An 18,887-nucleotide genomic window follows, 5' to 3' on the forward strand; every position below is an offset into this window, starting at 1 on the left:
CGATGGAGACGGAACAACTCATTAGCGTACTGCTCGTCGACGATCACGAGATGGTGCGGATCGGTCTGGCCGCCGTGCTTGATACGGAAGACGGCATCGAAGTCGTCGGCGAGGCAAGCGGCGGAGAAGAAGGCGTACGTCTGACGCAGCAGTACAAGCCCGACGTGGTTCTGATGGATTTGGTGATGGACGGCATGGACGGGATCGAAGCCACTCGCGAGGTGCTCAAGATTTGTCCCGACTGCAAGGTGATCGTGCTGACCAGTTATCTGGACGACGAAAAAATGTATCCGGTGATCGAAGCCGGCGCTTTCAGCTACCTGCTCAAAACGTCCAGAGCCAACGAAGTCGCCGATGCGATCCGTGCAGCCATGCGCGGACAATCGATTCTCGAATCGCAGGTCGCCGCCAAAATGATGGATCGTTTCCGCACTCCGGCGCCCGCCCGCGCGCCGCACGAAGATTTGACGGACCGGGAGATGGAAGTGCTTCGTCTGCTGGCCAAAGGCAGATCGAACCAGGAGATTGCGGACGAGCTGATTATCGGAATCAAAACCGTCAAGTTTCACGTGACCAACCTGCTGGCCAAACTGGATGTCGACGATCGGACGCAGGCTGCCATTTACGCTTACAAAAACGGACTGGCCGAGTAGGGGCAGCTGTGCGGAAACTTTCCGTGCAGCCGCCTCGTCGGACGGTTCTTTTTTTGCGAAAAAAAAGGGGGGACGGTATTTCGATTTTTTACAACTAACATATTATGTAATTTCGGCGAGGGAACGATCAAGTTGGATTATACTTTGAAAGCGCTTAACAAATAGAGTGCGAGGAGAGGATGGGGTTCGGGCGAAAGGCCTGAACAAACGGTTTGCCGGAACATCACCCTTATGAAGGAGGTTGCTCTATGTCCATCAAGAAAAACTTCGTTTGTCTGCTGACAGCTTCCGTCCTCGTTCTTCCTGTGTCCACATCCGGTTCGGTATTTGCGGCCGAAGAACAGAAAGCTTCCGCAAAAGTCGTATCGATCGGCGATTACGGAGCCGTGCCGGACGATAACACCGATGATTTGGATTCGATCCGTCAGGCCGTCGCGGCTGCCAAAGCGGCAGGGAAAAGCGTTTATGTGCCCCCGGGTACTTTTTTATACAGTGATGTGATTGTGCTGGACGGCGTCGATCTCGCGGGCAAAGGGGAATCGTCGATTCTCCGAAGCACCAATCCGAACAGGCAGGCGGTGCAGCTGGCGGGAAGCGGATCTTCGCTGCGCAAAGTCGCTCTGACCACCGTTCCGGTGACGACCCGCTTATCCAGTTCCATTTCCGCCCGTGTTCATGTGCTGCCCGAAGCTTCCGGCTTTGCCGTAACGGATACCACGATTGACGGAGGTTCGTCGGCGGGCATTATCGTATACGGAAAAAAAGGCGGAATCGAGCGGAACACGATCCGCAATACGCTGGCCGACGGCATCCATATCACCGGAGGATCTGCCGATATCCGGGTGGAAGACAACACGGTGCGCGACACCGGCGACGATATGATCGCGGTTGTCTCGTACGAGAAGAACAATGCCTGGGTGAGCGGCGTGAAGATTGAAGATAACGACGTTTCGGGCGGCCATGCCCGGGGCATTACCGTATCCGGAGGGACGGATGTCACGATCGAGAAAAACAAAATTGCCTATACGGGCGGAGCCGGTATCTTTATTGCTTCGGAAGGCAGCTACCGCACGTACGAAGTGCGCAACCTGAAAGTCAGCAAGAACGAAATTGTGGGAGACAGCCGCAACCCGTCGATCCCGGAAAAAGGCGGCATTCGGCTTCAAGCGACAAATAAAGAACCGAGTATCGTGAATGCCTCGTTCGAAAAAAACACGATTCGGGACTCGGCGGACAGCGGGATCCTGATCCTGGGTTCAACCCGTATCGAGGCTTCATTTGAAAAGAACCGGATCGTAAATCCCGTAAACCACGGTATTCATATTTTGCGGACGACGGTCGGAGCCCTGCTGTTCGAGAAAAACAAAGTCGAAAACGCAGGCGGCTCGCCGATGTACAACCAGTCGCGGGCGGAAGTCGTCAGCGATCTGCCGAATTCCGCGCCTCCGGGCGGAGGCGAAGAAGACACGTATACGGCTGCGCGGGGGACACCGGTTATCGACGGTTCCGTCGACGATGTCTGGATCAATTCGACTCCCCTGCAGCTGAACCGAGATCCCAACGGCACGGCCGGAACCGCACGTATCGCATGGGATAACGGGGCGCTGTACTATCTGTTCGAGATGAGCGATGCGACGCCGAATGCGCTGGGCTCGGAAGAAAACAACGATTCGGTCGAAGTCTGGGTCGATGAACGGAATGCGAAAAACGGAACGCGTACCGAAGGCGACTACCAACTGCGCGTCGGGCTCGACGGTTCGCTGTCTTCCGCGATTCGCGGGTTCGATCTGTCGAAGGTGAAAAAAGCGGTGGTCAAGCGCGAAGGCGGCTATACGGTTGAACTGGCGGTTCCTTATACGGCGCTGACTCCGAAAGTAGGCGATATCATCGGCTTCAATGCCAGTGCCAACGACGATTCGAACGGAGACGGCAAGCGGGATACGTATCTCAGCTGGGTCGACAAGAATCTGCCTTACTGGGCGGATACGCGAGTGTACGGCGAAGTGAAACTCGCCGATTGAAAACGTTCTCCTTGTTTTGGCCAAGGCCGGCGTGATTCTGCCGGCCTTTTTGGTGGTGGTAATATTAATGAAACCTTCATGTTGGATCAGCATAAATGATATCGATACGATAGCATCAATTTGAGGGATATGTTAAAATGACATCACATCTTTCTTTCTGCGCGCTAACGCGGAGAATTAAGAGTCAGACATAAAGACAAGAGATACTATACTAATACAGGAAGAATGGGGAGCTATGGCGGACAATCAAAATCTTGAAGCATTGAAAGCACCGGGCGCGGTTTTTTTCATCTTCGGGGCTACCGGAGACCTGGCCCGTCGCAAGTTGTTCCCGGCCATTTTCAGCTTGTACCGGGAAGGAAAATTGGCGGAGGATTTTGCCGTGGTCGGAGTGGCTCGGCGTCCTCGTACGAACGAAGAGTTTCGTGACGACGTATTCCGCTCGATCCAGGAATTCGGACGGTACAAATCTTCCGACCAGGAGAAGTGGAACAAATTTGCGGAACACTTCGAATATAAATCCCTCGACATCAACAATGTAGCGGGGTTCCAGGAACTCAAAGAACAGACGGAACAGATCGAGAAGAAGTTCTCGATTCCGGGCAACCGACTCTTCTATCTGGCGCTGGCGCCGGAATTGTTCGGCAGCGTCTCGCTGAACCTGCGCGAAGGAGGCATGCTCGACAACGAAGGCTGGCATCGTCTGGTCATCGAGAAGCCTTTCGGTTACGATCTTAAGTCGGCCGAGAAGTTGAACGAAGAGCTGGGCCATGTGTTCAAGGAAGACGAGATCTACCGGATCGACCATTATCTCGGCAAGGAGATGGTGCAGAACATCGAAACCATTCGGTTCTCGAACCTGTTCTTCGAGTCGCTCTGGAACAACAAATATATCGCCAACGTACAGATTACGCTGGGCGAGACGGTCGGCGTCGAAGAACGCGGCGGCTATTACGATCACGCGGGCGCGCTGCGCGATATGGGACAGAACCATATCCTCCAGCTGCTCACGATGATCGCGATGGAACCGCCTAGCCGTCCGCTTGCGGAAGACCTGCGCGACGAAAAGGTGAAAGTGCTGCGTTCGCTGCATCATTTCGCCGATGCCGCCGAAGTCAAAGCCAATGTCGTGCGCGGCCAGTATACGGCCGGGCAAAGCAAAGGCAAAGACCTGCCGGGGTACCGCGAAGAAGACAAAGTCGATCCGAATTCGAATACCGAGACGTTCTTCGCGGCTCGCGTATCCGTGGATAACTTCCGTTGGGCCGGCGTTCCTTTCTATATCCGTACAGGCAAACGCCTGCCGGTCAAAACGACGGAAGTCGTGATCGAATTCAAGAAGATGCCGGGCAATATCTACCTCGGACAAAAGCACGACCTGCAGCCGAACCTGCTCGTCATCCGCGTCAATCCGATGGAAGGCATCTACTTCAAGATCAACGCCAAGAAGCCGGGTTCGGAATCCGAAATCGCGCAGGTGGCAATGGAGTTCTGTCAAAGCTGCCTGGTGGGCATCAACTCGCCGGAAGCTTACGAGCGCCTGATCCACGATGCCGCCAAAGGCGATTCCACCTACTTCACGCGTTGGGACGAAGTGGCTTCGGCCTGGGCGTTTGTCGACAAAATCGACGCCGCCTGGAAAGAAAATCCGTCGGATGTCAGTTCTTATCCGGCCGGAAGCTGGGGACCCAAAGAAGCGGACGAACTGCTTGCCCGCGACGGGTTCCACTGGTGGCCGGTAAACGGGGAAGAAGAAGACAATGTAATCTGGGTAGCCGCTTCGAGCAGCTAAGCCGATTGCAGCATATAGCGGCCCAAAGCCGCAGATCAGCCGCCGTGCGGCCGGATATTCCGGCTGTACGGCGGCTTTTTCTTTTTGATCCACCGGCGGATTCCGGAGCGAGGTGCCGCCGTTCATGTACCTGTTTACCGAAAGCTTTGGCGGAAGTAGAGCGGCATCTGAACCGTCTGCTGGGCGAATATGACAACGATAAGGTGCGGGAATACGCGCGTTCGTTCCGCCGCGATTCGGATCGGTAACGAAAATTGCGCACCGTCCCTTTTTTCGATCCAGATTCTATCCTTGTCCGGGCTCTAATTATGGTACAATACAGGGATGAAGACGTACGATACAGAAGGGAATGTGAACATGAACGAAGCTGAAGAAAAGGTTTTGCGCGATGAAGTCGAGAAACGCAGAACTTTTGCTATTATATCTCACCCGGATGCCGGGAAAACGACGTTGACGGAGAAGCTGCTGCTCTTCGGCGGCGCTATTCGTCTGGCCGGAACGGTCAAAGCCCGTAAAGCAAGCAAGCATGCGACAAGCGACTGGATGGAAATCGAGAAGCAGCGGGGGATTTCCGTAACATCCTCGGTCATGCAGTTCGACTACGACGGTCACCGCATCAATATTCTGGATACGCCGGGTCACCAGGATTTCAGTGAAGATACGTACCGGACGCTGACGGCGGCCGACAGTGCGGTCATGCTGATCGACGTAGCCAAAGGCGTGGAAGCGCAGACGATCAAGCTGTTCCAGGTCTGCGCGAAGCGCGGGATTCCGATCTTTACCTTTATCAACAAACTCGACCGCGAAGGCCGCAGTCCGTTCGACCTGATGGAAGAACTGGAACAGGTGCTCGGCATCCGCGCCGTTCCGATGAACTGGCCGATCGGGATGGGGCGCGAGCTGAACGGCATCTACGACCGGATGAAGAATCAGGTCGAGCTGTTCCAGGGCGACGACCACTCGCAGATCAAAGTCCAGAAAGTCGACGACTACCGCGATCCGATCATTTCGCAGATGGCCGGCGAGTATCACGCGAACCAGCTGGCTGAAGAACTTGAACTGCTGGACGTAGCGGGCGATCAATTCGATCCCGAAAAAGTGGCGCGCGGCGAGCTGACGCCTCTCTTCTTCGGCAGTGCGATCAACAACTTCGGCCTGCAGACCTTCCTGCAGAATTTCCTGGAACTCGCGCCGAAGCCGGCTCCGCGCCGCAGCACGGAAGGCGAGATCGAACCGGTACGCGAGAAATTCAGCGGCTACGTGTTCAAGATCCAGGCGAACATGAACCCGGCGCACCGCGACCGGATCGCGTTCCTGCGTATCGTATCGGGCAAGTTCGAGCGGGGGATGAGCGTCAAGCACGTTCGCGTCGGCAAAGACATCAAGCTGGCCCAGCCGCAGCAGTTCTTGGCCCAGGACCGCGATATCGTCGAAACGGCATACGCCGGCGACATTATCGGATTGTTCGACCCGGGCATTTTCCGGATCGGCGATTCGCTGGTGGAAGGCCAAAGCTTCGAATTCGACGAGCTTCCGACGTTCTCGCCGGAAATCTTCGCCAAAGTCACGGCCAAAAATGCGCTTAAGCACAAGCAGTACCAAAAAGGAATCGACCAGCTGACGGAAGAAGGCACGATCCAGGTGTTCCGCACGGTCAGCTTCGACGATACGATTCTCGGGGTAGTCGGACAGCTCCAATTCGAAGTGTTCGAGTACCGGATGAAAAACGAGTACGGCGTCGATGTACAGCTGCAGCGCCAATCGTTCCAATTTGCACGCTGGATCGTGGCCCCGGAGATCGACCCTTCGAAATTCCGGATCAACTCCACGCTCGTCAAAGACAAAAAAGGCAACTATGTCGCGCTGTTCGAGAATGAATACGCCATGCGCACTGCGATCGATAAAAATCCGGACGCCCAGTTCCTTGAAATGGCGCCCTGATTTTTAAGGAGGCCGGGGAAAATGGGAAAAGGTAAAAAGCAGTACGCGGTTATCGGTATGGGCCGGTTCGGATCCAGTGTAGCCAAAACACTGAGCCAGATGGGCTTCGACGTGCTGGCGATCGATGCCAGCCAGCAGCGTACCCAGGAGATTTCGAGCCTTGTCACCCACGCGGTATCGGCGGATTCCACGGATGACGAAGCGCTCAAAGCGCTCGGAATCCGCAGCTTCGATGTCGTCGTGGTCGCGATCGGACAGGATATCCAGGCGAGCATTCTCACCACGCTGATCCTGAAAGAAATGAATGCGCCGATGATTATCGCCAAAGCCCAAAACGAGCTGCACGGCAAAGTGCTCAGCAAAATCGGTGCGGACAAGGTGATTTTTCCGGAGCGGGACATGGGAACGCGGGTGGCGCACAATCTCACCTCGCCGAATATTCTCGACTATATCGAGCTGTCGGGCGACTACAGCATCTTCGAGATGCTGGTCCCGGCACGAATGGTAGGGAAGAACCTGATCGAGCTGAATTTGCGGCAAAAATACGGCTGCAACGTCATTGCGGTACGCCGGGGAAGCAAGATGAATATTTCTCCGGAGCCGCACGGACGTCTATGGGAAGGCGATGTGCTCGTCATCGTCGGCGAGCGGGACGATCTGGTCCGGTTGGAGCTGGCGTTCGACAAGCACGGCTAGGGAAAATTCCTGTTCGAGTAAGAAGCTGGGGGCGCTTCTCGCAAAGGCAGGATTTCTAACCGTTGGATGGGTTAGATAAGATATAAGGCAAGGACATGAAGGTATCGCTGTTGCGATACCTTTCGATTTTTTAACGGACATTAAGAAGGGGAGGGAGAAACGGATGCGACATGCGCAGATCGAATCGACGTCGAATGCCCGCGTGAAAGAATGGGCAGGCCTACTGGAGAAAAAGCACCGCGACCGCCAGGGGAAATATATGGTAGAAGGCGTGCATCTGGTGCAGGAGGCTCTGCGCTCGGGAGCCGATGTGGAATGCGTCGCCTATGACATGGCGCGGGGCGTGCCGGCCGAATTGGCCCAGGATGCGCGAAGCAGCAGTACGGATTGGATCGCCGTCTCGGCTGCGATCGTCTCCAAATGCACCGAAGCGAGAACACCGCAGCCGGTATTCGCCGTCGTACGCAAATCGTCGGCGAAACTTGCAAACGTCCTGGAGGCAGCAAACGGCTTGGTTGCGGTGCTGGACGGCGTACAGGACCCCGGCAACGTCGGCACGATCATCCGGGCCGCCGATGCCGCGGGTGCGGCGGGCGTGCTCATCGGCCGGGGCTGCGCGGATATCTACAATCCCAAAACGGTGCGTTCGACGATGGGCTCGCTGTTTCATCTGCCGATCGTGGAAGGCGATCTGACCGAACTGCTGCCGCAGGCGCGCGAAGCGTCGGCCAAGATTGTCAGCACCAGTCTTCAGGCGCGGCAAAACTGCTACGAAGCGGATTACCGCGGCGCGACGTGGTTCGTGTTCGGCAGCGAAGGCGGCGGTGTCTCTCCGGAAGTCGAAGCGTTCGTGGACGAAACGATCATTATCCCGATGCCGGGCCGTGCGGAATCGCTGAATGTGGCAATGGCCGCTTCGGTGCTGCTGTTCGAGGCGGTACGGCAGCGGTTGAATTAGTTCGACCGCCGTGCCCCGAACAACAAAAGGTATCCAAAATAATTCTCAAAAAAAGCCTTTCCCTGTATCAAGGGGAAAGGCCTTTTGCGTACGAACCCTGTTCAAACTCCGTCCCAAATCCGCCGAACATTGTTGAAAGCGATTCGTGTTCCTTCGAGGCAGTCTTCCATGCCTTCGTATTCGATCGACAGGAAGCCGTCGTAACCGGAAGATTTGACCCGAGCGAGAATAGCCTGCAGATCGAGATCGCCGTGACCGGCAATCGCGCCGCGCAGATAGCTGCCGCCCGCGCTGGTGAACCAGCCTTCCCCGGGATTGCGGGAGGACGGACGGATATAGAAGTCTTTGATATGCACCATGGAAGCGATCGGCAAATTGTTGCGGACGGCAGTCAGCGGATTCTCGTCCACACAGACAAAATTGCCGACATCCAGCGTCGTGCGGAAGTTTGGCCGATCCACCGCATGGACCAGCGTCTGCACCCGGTCGCTTGCCTGAACGTAATAGCCGTGGTTCTCGACGCTGGTTGTGATCCCGTACCCGGCCGCATGGTCGGCGATGCGCCGGCAGGCCGCCGCGATCTGCTCCAGGTCTTCGTTGAACCGGAGAATGGAGGTGTCTTCGCGCGAAGCGACATCGTGGCGCATCAGCTTGATGCCCAGACGATTGGCGCGATCGACTTCGGAGATCACCCGCGCAATTTCTTCTTCGTACGACGCTTCGCTGTCCGTAATAAAGTTCGCGCCAATCGCATAATTCGAAAGTTCCAGACCCAGCTCTTGGGCACGGCCGACGAGCCGCTCTTCAAGCCCGGGATCTTCATCGAAGCCAAAACCCAGACCCGGCACGATCTCGATATGCCGGCCGCCGATTCCGGCCGCCCAGTCCAACCCTTCTTCAATAGTCAGGCGGCCCTGCTGCATAGCCTGATACAAACTGTATGAACTGATTCCTAGTTTCATAAGTATCCTCCTTGGGGGACGAAGTGCAACGATCAGGCGTTTCCGCGATACCGCTCAATAAACCGGACCGCGCCGGCAATATCCGCGGCAGGGTCGCTGCCGACTTCGCGTTCGATCGTCAGGTAACCGGTATAGCCGATTTCCTGCAGAGCCCGGAAATAGGCGTCGAAGTCCACGTCGCCTTCGCCCGGCGGCAGTTCGATGAAGTCGGCTCCGCCGGAAGCCATATCGGCGATCGCTTCATGGTCCATCGCGCTGTAGCCGAGATAGCCGTAAACTTTCTTCGGATCGACTTCGCGCAGACGGCGTCCGTCTTTGACATGGGTGTGCACGATATAGTCTTTCAGCAGATGAACGCCCCGGACGGGATCGTCTCCGGTGACCATAACCATATTGGCCGGATCGAAGTTGACGGATACTCCTTTGCCTCCAAGCGTGTCGAGAAAACTTTTGAGATGGGCGGCCGGTTCGGGTCCGGTCTCGATCGCAAAGTAGGCATTCTGGCTGCTGGCATACCGGGCGAGTTCTTCGCAGGCGCGGTGCATCGCTTCATAGATCGGGCCGCTGCGGTCTTCGGGAACGATGCCGATATGGGTCGTGACGACGTTCGTGCCGAGCTCGAGCGCCAGATCGAGAATTCGTTTGGACTTCTCGATTTTCTCCGGGTTGACGGAAGCGTCCTGGAACCCGTGGCCCGCCAGATCGCCGCACAGGGCCGAGATTTCAAGCCCCAGGCTCCCGATAAAGTCCCGCAGCTCGCGCCGTTTGGCGCCGACCAGCACAGCCGGGTCCATCTCGCCGGATACGGCATAGATCTGGACGCCGTCGGCTCCGACTTCTTTGGCTTTCTTGAGCCCTTCGGTGACACCGATTCCGAAGCTGTCCACGATCACGCCGATTTTGTGGGTAAGTTGCAGATTTGCGGTCATCGTTATTCTCCCCCATCCAAACGGATTTCCCGGCCTTCGGCGGCCGAGCGGTAAATGGCGTTCAACAGACGGATCATATCCACGCCGTCTTCGACCGGGCACAGATTTTCTCCTTTGCCCTGGCACAGATCGACGAAATGGCCGATTTCGCGCTTGAAGCTGTCTATGAAATCGAAGCCCGGCGTAGTCAGCTGGGGATCGATATTCAAGATGGTATTGTGGCGTTCGGTGACGATCGACAAGGCCGGTTCGATCTCCGCGCCGCCGCGATCGCCGAACACGGCGATCTGCGACGAATCTTTGCGGGCGTGCAGGGAGAAACTGACGTCGACCGCAAGGGAAGCTCCGTTCTCGAACCGGATCAGCGCGTTGGCCATGTCTTCGACCGTGTTGACCGACGGGTCGAAATCGGCCGCCTGGTAATACGAGAAATTCTCGATGTTCGAACGGTTGCCGAGCTTGCGGTAGGTGTTCCCGGTGACGGAAGCGACTTTGGGTCTGCCCATCAGATACCAGCATAGATCGATGACATGGACGCCGATATCGATCAGCGGCCCGCCGCCCGAACGCTCCTCGTCCGCAAACCAGCCGCCCGGGTTGCCGAGGCGGCGAATCAGGCTGGCTTTGGCATAGTACAGCTCGCCCAGCTCGCCCGCATCGATAAAGCGTTTGAGCACTTCGATATTGGAGGCATGCCGGCGCACGTAGCCGACCTGAAGCACGCGCCCGCTTTCCCGGACCGCCTGTTCGATCGCCAGGGCTTCGTCTACCGTTTTGCAGAGCGGTTTTTCGCACAGGACATGTTTGCCGACGTGCAGCGCTTCGATACTGATTGCCGCATGGGAGTTGTTCCAGGTGCAGATGCTGACGGCATCGACCTCCGCAGAAGCGAGCAGCTCGCGGTAGTCTCCGTAGACGTCGGCAATTGCGTATTTCTCCGCCGTTTGCCGGGCGCGCTCTTCGTTCAGGTCGCATACCGCAGTGAGGCGAACCTGCGGATTTGACGCGTAAGCCTGCAGGTGGGCATCCGAGATCGAACCGCATCCGATAAGACCGATACGTACAAATTCCATGGCCGAATTCATCCTTTCGGGATTCATATGTTATATTTGTTCATGGATAACCGATGTGACAGGTCTAATTTAACATAGCGGAGCAAAGGAGAGAATGTTCAGGATGACCCAGTATATGGACTATACGATCAGTCCGGTTCCGATTCGCGTCTTCTCGCCGCCGTTCGATCCCGTCCGCCGGCGCATCAAGTCGATTGCGCTGGTGAACGCGGGACATCTGCCGGGCAGGACGCTGCAGCGGGAGAATGTTCAGTTCCATTACTGGGCGATCGTATTGATTACGGGGGGACGGGGACATTACCGGGTCGACGGCGGGGAAACGCAGCGCGTCGAGGCGGGATCCTGGTTCTGCGTCTATCCGGGAGCGCTGTTCGACTACGGCCCCGACCCCGGCGGGTATTGGGACGAATACTATTTTACGGCCGAAGGGGAAAGGGTCGAAGAATGGCGCCGGGGCTGGCTGCCGCCTGAAGGCCAGGTTCATGGTCTGGCGGTGGGCGAAGCGCTGCTCCAGAGGCTTGAGAACCTGCTCCGGCTGGTCGGCAGCGGGACACCGGGCAATCTCGACCGGGCGGCGATGCAGCTGGAACAGTTTGTGTACGAAATCGCCGCCGGCGGGGAAGAACGCGAAGCGGGCCGGCGGGAGCTTTTGGTGCAGAAAGTCATCGAGGATATCCAGAGCGTGCTGCATCTGCCGCCGACAGTCTCGGATATGGCTGCCCGGCATCATGTATCGGTCTCGACGCTGCGCCGAATCGTGCACGAGTATACGGGGTATCCGTTCAACGAGTTTCTGCACCGTCTGCGTACGGGAGAAGCGGGCCATATGCTGCTGAATACCGACATGAGCGTCAAAGAAATCGGGGAACGGCTCGGCTACCGGGACATGTTCTACTTTTCCCGGGTATTCAAGCGGATTACGGGAGTATCGCCGAGAGAGTACCGAAGCCGGGTCGGTCCGTAACGAGAGGCACGCAATTCGGGGTGCGAACCCCGGTGCTGCGCAATACCTTATTGGTTTTTTTAACCGCCGCCGTTATAATGGGGGTAGCTTTACAAATATTTTTACAGGCCTGGGCATTCCTTATTGAAGGGACAGAGCCAGAACCATATAGAGTTTTACGACAGCTATCGTTTCGGCAGGGGAGGGAAATTTGTTGTTTCAAATCGGCGGTAAAGTCTATGAAGTGATGATCAACCACAAAAACGGCTGGAATGCGGAAGCGTTCCGCGGCCGCTACAGCGAAATTCTGGAGCGCTACGATTACATCGTCGGAGACTGGGGATACAACCAGCTGCGTCTCAAAGGGATGTACCGCGACGGACAGCCCAAAGCGGCGAAGGAATCCCAGGTTTCTTTTACAACCGACTATATTACGGAACACTGCAACTTCGGCTGTGCTTACTTCGTTCTGCGCAAAGTGAAAGATATGCGGGATGTCAAAGACCCGGCGGAAGCGGCTTTGTACGAAGATCTCGGCGAGCTCAAGGAACCGGTTCGGGAAACCCGCGAATCGCATAAGACCCAGGAAGCCGCCAAGGAGAGAAGCGAGCATACGTCTCCGAAAGAACGCAAGGAACAGCGCGGCGGCCGAAGCGACCGGGATTCCAAAAACGGCCGCGGGGACCGGACGCAGGGCGTCCAGGAACCCAATGCACAGGAATCCAAAGAAAAAGCGCAGGGCCATTCGGGCAAAAAGAACGGGCAGCGCGGCGAACGTCCGAACCGCGACCATTCGGGCCGCGACAAAGACAAGCCGAAGGCATCCGGCGGCGAGCCGAACGCTCAGCCGAGCGGCCGCAACCGCAAACGCGAGGATCGCGGCGGCGAGTCGAGATCCGGACAGCGACGCGACGGAGGCGAACGTCCAAGCCGCGAACAGGCGGCACAGCCGAATCCGAACGCCGGGACGGCCCCGGCTCCGAACGAAGCTTCCCGTCCGGATCAGGAAACGGCCAAGTAACGTCCGAAAGGGACTTCTAAGGAAAACGGAAGTTTCAAGAAAAGGGTACAAAAAAGCGGCTCGAGCGAGCCGCTTTTTTGTACCCTTTTTGAGTGTGGAGTTCGGCTCGCGTGCGGTGTCTGCGAACCGCGAGCGTGCTTTTTGTGGGAATAAGGATCTCCGAACGGATCAGCCCAGGAACGCTTCGCGTACCCGGTTCCAGAACGGAAACGGGCGATACCGCGCAAAGCTGATCTTCTGGCTCGATACGCGGCAGCGGACCGAGACCAGATCGTCGATCGCCAGGTAGCGGTGATCCATGGTCAGCAGCAGCCGCTGCTCCTTGCGCGAGTAGATATCGCAGTGATGGTGCTTCGGAAGCACAAGCGGCGAACCGAGCGTACGGAAGACCCGGTTGTTGATCGAAGCGATCTCCGCGATCTGCAGCGCCTCGAGGGTCGGGTGCATGATCGCACCGCCGAGGCCCCGGTTATAGGCGGTACTGCCCGACGGCGTGGATACGCAGATCCCGTCGCCGCGGAACATCTCGAATACTTCGTCATTGATATCGATTTGGACGACCATGGTCGCTTCGGCGCCTTTGATAGCGAATTCGTTCAATACGGTATGGATCGAAGTTCCCGATTTGCGTTCGATCTCAAGTTCCAGCAGCGGGTACTTGACGATCTTCGGACCCAGTCCGCCTTCGCCCGCTCCCGACATGAATTTGATCAGTTCGGGCAGATCCTGGGCTTTCCAGTCGGCATAAAAACCGAGATGCCCGGTATGGACCCCGACAAAAGCGATCTCCGGAATACGGTCGATAAACGAGTGGAACGCATGCAGCATCGTGCCGTCGCCGCCGATCGAAACGACGATCTCCGGAGACTCGGAATCCATTTCGAATCCTTTTTCGGCCGCGAGTTTATGGAATTGTTGGCTCAAATCGATCGACAGTTGATCGCCGCGATCCAGTACATAATATTTCAACGGTTGAACGCTCCTTTGCTCGGCGTTTTGGCTTGCGGCCGGCGGTTCTGCCGGCACCTGTTCCCGTTCATTTTAACATGCCGGACCATCCCCGTCGCACAAAAAGTTTTTTTGCGCATTTTCTTATCAAACCTGGAGAAAGCGGTTGCAAAATGGCTTTATTTTTTGATGAACTATGATAGAATAAAAAAACCAAACTCTATTTCCGGCCTTTTGGCGGATTACATGTACCGAATGTCGGCACGTTGTCCTTAAATTCGAGATGGACGGAGTGGTCAAATGAGTATCGTAACGGCTATCATGGTATGCGCTTTTGTCTACGTGATCCGCGTTTCTCTGGAACATACCGGGGAAGAGGAATGGAGCGGATATTGAGACTCTAGTCTAACATAGCTGCGGTTCCGGGGGACGGACGCGCGGCAGCAGCTTCAGCGCGGGGCACAGGCCCGGCGCTTTTTGTTTTTCATGGAAACTGTGCACAAAGTCCGGTCTGAAAAGGCCGACAGTTTGCTATAATACAAGAGTGCCTCCTTCCGGAGGACCAAAACGATCATCCCACACGAAATCGGATGCGAAAGCGGGTAATGGATATGAACTCCGAACAGAACATCTACGAGCAGCTTGGCGAATCAGCCGGCCTGCGGCGCATTATCGAAACCTTTTACGCAAACGTGGTGCAGGAGCCTCTGCTGGCGCCGCTGTTTCCTGAGGATATTCAACCGGTCATTGAGCGGCAGCAGCAGTTTCTGACCCAGTTCTTCGGCGGTCCGCCGCTTTATTCGGAGCAGCACGGGCATCCGATGATGCGGGCGCGCCATATGCGTTTTCCGGTGACCAACGAACGGGCGGAGGCCTGGTTGGCCTGCATGAATGCGGCGCTCCGAGAGAACGAAGTGGAGGACGAGCTGCGTGAATTCGTGATTGCCCGTCTCAAAGGTCCGGCTTATCATTTTGTGAATACCCCGTAACCGGACGCAGCCTTGCACAAGACATCAGAAAGAAGGGCTTATCACTATGGAGATTGATCCGCTGTTTCAAATGACGACCGCCTGCGTGTGCTGCGACAAAAAGTTCGAAACGAGCCGGGTGCGGCCGAGTTTTAAACAGACGATCCGGCGGGACTCGGACTTTTGCGCCTATTACAAAAACGAAAACCCGGATTATTACGTCGTTCGGGTCTGTCCGCACTGCGGTTTTGCTTTTACGGAAAACTCCGCGGCCGTATTGAATGCGGATCAGCGCAAGCGATTCGAGGAGAAACTCGGAGCCGCGGCGAAAAAGAAAGAGTACGGCGGCAAACGGACTCTCGAAGGCGCACTGGAGACTTACAAACTTGCGCTGATCTGCGCCCAGGTGATCCAGGACAAAGAGCGGATTGTCGCAAGTCTGCTGCACCATATTGCCTGGCTGTACCGCTACGCCGGCAACGAAGAGCAGGAAGCCCGCTTTATCGGGTTCGCACGCGATTCGTACGTACGCGTCTACGAGACGGAATCGGCCGGTCCGAGCGATGCCCGTCTGATGTACCTGATCGGGGAACTCTGCCGCCGCATGGGCGAGTTCAACGAAGCGGTACGCTGGTTCTCGCGCGTTATCCATGATCAGCGGATCATGGATGCGGGCATGATTCGCGCTTCCCGCGAGCAGTGGGCGACTCTGCGCGAAGAGATGCTGGCGCGCAAAATGGAACTGCCTTCAGAGATGCAGCAGTCCTGAGGCGCGAATCGAAGCGACAGCATTCCCCATATTCAACCATTCAGACCTCCCGTTCGGACAGAGCGGGAGGTTTTTTGCGTTTTTTCGGATCAAAGACAGCGGCCAGGCCTTGCCAAGAAAGAGGGGCTTTTATTGAAAACCTTTTCGGTGATGTAATCTATGTTGACGCGAATCGAACCTCATCCTAATATAGGGGGGTGTACGGGCAAAAGAGGTATTTTTCAGAGAAATTCAGTAAGATACAGCAATCAATGAACAAATTCTGTAACAACCAGCAATGTGCGGGAGCGTTCAACAAAAGAAACGGGGGGATAACGATGAGCGTCATTTTGAACGACAGCAGGCTGAAAGAAAAGGTGGTTTTTCCGAGGGAATACCCGATTCACCTCTCGGATACGATCGGGGTAACCACCCAGTATCAGCGGCTGCATGCCCATGATGCCCTGGAGATCAATATGATCAAAGCGGGTACCGGCTACTACATCATCAACGGGGTGACCTACGATTTCGAAGCCGGGGATATCGTGCTGATCCAGTCGGGGGCGCTGCACTGCGCCTACGAGAAGGAAGGGCTGGTCATGCAGGTCATCACGTTCGACGCCGCCTGGTTTATGGGCAGCCAGCGTTCCGATCCCGACATCTTGAGTCCGTTCAAAGAAATGGGCGTGTATTTCACGCCTGTTCTCGATCGCGCCCATCCCCGCCTGCCGGCTCTGCGCGAGCTGCTGCTGGCGATTCAGGAAGAACACGACTCGGCGCGCGCTTCTTACGTGTCCGTCGTTTATGCCTATATGCTGCAGTTTTTCGTCCAGGTTAACCGGCATTTCCGCCAGGAGAATGTCGAGCCGGGCAAGAACCCCGTTTCTTTCGCCCAGCTTGAGAAGATTCGCCTTGTGATCCGCGCCATGGAAGACCGGCATGCCCATTCGTGGACGCTGGAAGAACTGGCGGGCCTCGCTTATCTCAGCCCTTCCCGCTTCAGCGATATTTTCCGCCGTGCCGTCGGCGTCTCGCCGCTGACCTACCTGATCCAGATTCGCCTGGAGAATGCGTACCGCCTGCTGGAGACGACCGATTTGAAGATCGTGGATATCGCCATGGAATGCGGATTCCGCACTTTGTCCAATTTTAACCGCCTGTTCAAACGCCATATCGGCACCGAGCCCAGACTGATTCGGAGCAAAGTAAATTCATGCTGCAGGAAGATAGTACCGGTTTCCGATCATTTTGGCGGAGTGGAAGCTCCTCTGCCCGAGTAAGATTGAGTCAGGAAAAGTCACTCCAGCGGTGATGCCTACTTACACATGGCTAGGGAAAGGGGGTCCGTATGCAGAATACCACGCACCGGATATCCGTCGAGAAACAAAAGGCCAAGCCGTCGCTGTTCAAACGGATTGGCAGGCAGTGGGATCTTCAACTGATGGTGCTGCCGGCGCTGCTGTTCATCTTGGTCTTCAGCTATATTCCGATGTACGGCGTGCTGATGGCGTTTCAGGATTACAGCCTGTTCGATGGGTTTTCCGGAAGTCCCTGGGTCGGGTTCAAGCATTTCGAAATGTTCTTCGGCGCTCCCGAGTTCTGGACGGTCATCCGCAATACGATCGTAATCAGTCTGCTGAAGCTGCTGATCGGGTTCCCGGCTCCGATTCTTCTGGCGCTGATGCTGAACGAGGTCAAGCACCGGATGTTCAAAAAGGTCGTACAGACGATCAGCTACCTGCCGCACTTTCTGTCCTGGGTTATCGTTTCGGGATTTGTCATGTCGATGCTGTCCACGGAAAACGGGAGTGTCAACATGCTGCTGCAGAGTCTGAACTTGGTCAAAGAGCCGATTAACTTCCTTTCCCTGCCGGAATACTTCTGGACGATTCTCGTGACGACCGGCGTCTGGAAAGAAATCGGATTCGCTTCGATCGTCTATCTGGCGGCCATCGCCGGCGTCGACCCGTCCATGCACGAAGCGGCGGCCATGGACGGAGCGGGCAAGCTCAGACAAATCTTTTCCATTACGCTGCCTTCGATTATGCCGGTTGTGATCGTGTTCCTCATTCTGGCGATCGGCAATCTGCTGAGCGCGGGATTCGAAGACATCCTGCTGCTCGGGTCCAATCCGGTATTGAGGGACGTGGGCGACGTACTCGATACATACGTGTACCGGACCGGGATCCAGAACAACCGGTATTCGTACGCAACCGCCGCGGGACTGTTCAAATCGCTGCTCGGCGTCCTGCTGCTGGTCGGGGCGAATTACGCGGCGCGCCGCTCGGGCAACAGCCTATGGTAAATCGAAACGGAGGTGCGTTGGCATGAAGCCTTCAACCGGAGACCGCATGCTGCTTACGGCGGTCTATGCGCTGCTCGCCGTCATGGCTTTTGTCGCTTTCTATCCGTTCTGGAATGCGGCGGTCATTTCGTTCAACAACGGAACGGATACTTTGCGCGGCGGCATTACCTTCTGGCCAAGAGCTTTTACGCTGGAAAATTACCAGGTCGTCTTCGAAGACAGCCGCCTGGTGAACGGCTTCGCGATCTCGGTGATGCGTACGCTGATCGGCACGCTTCTCTCGATCGGAGCCACGGCCATCTTCGCGTACGGCATGAGCAGGTCCGAACTGATCGGCCGCAAAGGCTACATGATCTTTTGTATCATCACGATGTATTTCAGCGGCGGTTTGATTCCGACTTTCCTGCTGATCCGCTCGCTCGATTTGTTCAACACCTTCTGGGTCATGATTATTCCCGGGATGATCAGCGTGTGGAACATGATTATCTTCCGTACCTTTTTCAAAAGCATGCCGGCGGGACTGGAAGAATCGGCGAAAATCGACGGCTGTTCCAACTGGGGCGTTCTGTTTCGGATCGTGCTTCCCTTGTCGGGTCCCGTCATCGCCACCTTGTCGCTGTTCACGGCCGTGTATCACTGGAATGACTGGTTTACGCCGAGCATCTATATCAGCAACGCCGATCTGCTCCCGATTCAGACGAAGCTGCAGCAGATTTTGAATTCCAACATTATGAGCGAGCAGATGGCGCAGATGGATTCGGCGGCCCAGGGCCGGATGAGCCGGATGAAGGCCGTCACCTCCAAATCGCTGTCGATGGCCACGATGATGGTCGCAACCATTCCCATTTTGTGCGTCTATCCGTTCCTGCAAAAGTATTTCGTCAAAGGTGTGCTGGTCGGTTCTCTGAAAGAATAAACAAAAGCGGCGA

17 protein-coding genes are annotated in these 18,887 nt (G+C 56.2%); 13 read left to right on the top strand and 4 right to left on the bottom strand.

Features of this window, described 5'->3' with window-relative positions:
* The first annotated feature begins 2 nt into the window (after positions 1 to 2).
* The 6 genes from HOP44_RS16790 (at position 3) to HOP44_RS16815 (ending at position 8,061) form a co-directional block, all read left to right on the top strand.
* Complete coding sequence (locus HOP44_RS16790; RefSeq protein ID WP_172255370.1) at positions 3 to 653, top strand: response regulator; 651 nt, start codon at positions 3 to 5, stop codon at positions 651 to 653.
* Positions 654 to 901: 248 nt separating this feature from the next.
* Positions 902 to 2,674 (top strand): sugar-binding protein, encoded by a 1,773-nt coding sequence (locus HOP44_RS16795; protein WP_172255372.1) that lies wholly within the window; start codon positions 902 to 904, stop codon positions 2,672 to 2,674.
* A 235-nt stretch (positions 2,675 to 2,909) separates the two neighbouring features.
* Entirely contained in the window at positions 2,910 to 4,466 is a 1,557-nt protein-coding gene (zwf, locus tag HOP44_RS16800) for a glucose-6-phosphate dehydrogenase (RefSeq protein WP_172255374.1), read from the top strand.
* 357 nt (positions 4,467 to 4,823) lie between these two features.
* Entirely contained in the window at positions 4,824 to 6,407 is a 1,584-nt protein-coding gene (locus tag HOP44_RS16805) for a peptide chain release factor 3 (RefSeq protein ID WP_172255376.1), read from the top strand.
* Positions 6,408 to 6,428: 21 nt separating this feature from the next.
* Entirely contained in the window at positions 6,429 to 7,103 is a 675-nt protein-coding gene (locus HOP44_RS16810) for a potassium channel family protein (protein ID WP_172255378.1), read from the top strand.
* A 163-nt stretch (positions 7,104 to 7,266) separates the two neighbouring features.
* A complete protein-coding gene (locus HOP44_RS16815; RefSeq protein WP_172255380.1) occupies positions 7,267 to 8,061 on the top strand; it encodes a TrmH family RNA methyltransferase in 795 nt (264 codons plus the stop codon).
* Positions 8,062 to 8,162: 101 nt separating this feature from the next.
* On the opposite strand, the gene HOP44_RS16820 is transcribed toward HOP44_RS16815, so the two are convergent.
* The 3 genes from HOP44_RS16820 to HOP44_RS16830 are packed head-to-tail and all read right to left on the bottom strand — an operon-like array spanning position 8,163 to position 11,025.
* Positions 8,163 to 9,023: a sugar phosphate isomerase/epimerase family protein gene (locus HOP44_RS16820; protein WP_172255382.1), complete on the bottom strand. Its 861-nt coding sequence runs from the start codon at positions 9,021 to 9,023 to the stop codon at positions 8,163 to 8,165.
* A gap of 32 nt (positions 9,024 to 9,055) precedes the next feature.
* Positions 9,056 to 9,952 (bottom strand): sugar phosphate isomerase/epimerase family protein, encoded by an 897-nt coding sequence (locus HOP44_RS16825; RefSeq protein ID WP_172255384.1) that lies wholly within the window; start codon positions 9,950 to 9,952, stop codon positions 9,056 to 9,058.
* A gap of 2 nt (positions 9,953 to 9,954) precedes the next feature.
* A complete protein-coding gene (locus HOP44_RS16830) occupies positions 9,955 to 11,025 on the bottom strand; it encodes a Gfo/Idh/MocA family protein (protein ID WP_172255386.1) in 1,071 nt (356 codons plus the stop codon).
* A 103-nt stretch (positions 11,026 to 11,128) separates the two neighbouring features.
* On the opposite strand from HOP44_RS16830, the gene HOP44_RS16835 reads away from it, so the two are divergent.
* Both HOP44_RS16835 and HOP44_RS16840 read left to right on the top strand, forming a co-directional pair.
* Complete coding sequence (locus tag HOP44_RS16835) at positions 11,129 to 11,989, top strand: helix-turn-helix domain-containing protein (protein ID WP_172255388.1); 861 nt, start codon at positions 11,129 to 11,131, stop codon at positions 11,987 to 11,989.
* A gap of 193 nt (positions 11,990 to 12,182) precedes the next feature.
* Complete coding sequence (locus tag HOP44_RS16840) at positions 12,183 to 12,989, top strand: YutD family protein (RefSeq protein ID WP_172255390.1); 807 nt, start codon at positions 12,183 to 12,185, stop codon at positions 12,987 to 12,989.
* Between the two features lie 168 nt (positions 12,990 to 13,157).
* Here HOP44_RS16840 and HOP44_RS16845 read toward each other — a convergent pair whose 3' ends face one another.
* Complete coding sequence (locus HOP44_RS16845; protein WP_172255392.1) at positions 13,158 to 13,958, bottom strand: NAD kinase; 801 nt, start codon at positions 13,956 to 13,958, stop codon at positions 13,158 to 13,160.
* Positions 13,959 to 14,548: 590 nt separating this feature from the next.
* On the opposite strand from HOP44_RS16845, the gene HOP44_RS16850 reads away from it, so the two are divergent.
* The 5 genes from HOP44_RS16850 (at position 14,549) to HOP44_RS16870 (ending at position 18,874) form a co-directional block, all read left to right on the top strand.
* Complete coding sequence (locus tag HOP44_RS16850) at positions 14,549 to 14,926, top strand: globin domain-containing protein (RefSeq protein ID WP_172255394.1); 378 nt, start codon at positions 14,549 to 14,551, stop codon at positions 14,924 to 14,926.
* A gap of 46 nt (positions 14,927 to 14,972) precedes the next feature.
* Positions 14,973 to 15,674: a DUF2225 domain-containing protein gene (locus HOP44_RS16855; protein WP_172255396.1), complete on the top strand. Its 702-nt coding sequence runs from the start codon at positions 14,973 to 14,975 to the stop codon at positions 15,672 to 15,674.
* A 317-nt stretch (positions 15,675 to 15,991) separates the two neighbouring features.
* Positions 15,992 to 16,933, top strand: coding sequence for an AraC family transcriptional regulator (locus tag HOP44_RS16860; protein ID WP_172255398.1), 942 nt, complete (start codon positions 15,992 to 15,994; stop codon positions 16,931 to 16,933).
* Between the two features lie 68 nt (positions 16,934 to 17,001).
* Positions 17,002 to 17,958: an ABC transporter permease gene (locus HOP44_RS16865; protein WP_172255400.1), complete on the top strand. Its 957-nt coding sequence runs from the start codon at positions 17,002 to 17,004 to the stop codon at positions 17,956 to 17,958.
* A gap of 22 nt (positions 17,959 to 17,980) precedes the next feature.
* The gene (locus tag HOP44_RS16870) at positions 17,981 to 18,874 is read left to right on the top strand and encodes a carbohydrate ABC transporter permease (protein ID WP_172255402.1); all 894 of its coding nucleotides are present in this window, start codon (positions 17,981 to 17,983) and stop codon (positions 18,872 to 18,874) included.
* The last annotated feature ends 13 nt before the right edge of the window (positions 18,875 to 18,887 follow it).

It is taken from the genome of Saccharibacillus deserti, from assembly GCF_013618475.1.
Lineage (GTDB): Bacteria > Bacillota > Bacilli > Paenibacillales > Paenibacillaceae > Saccharibacillus > Saccharibacillus deserti.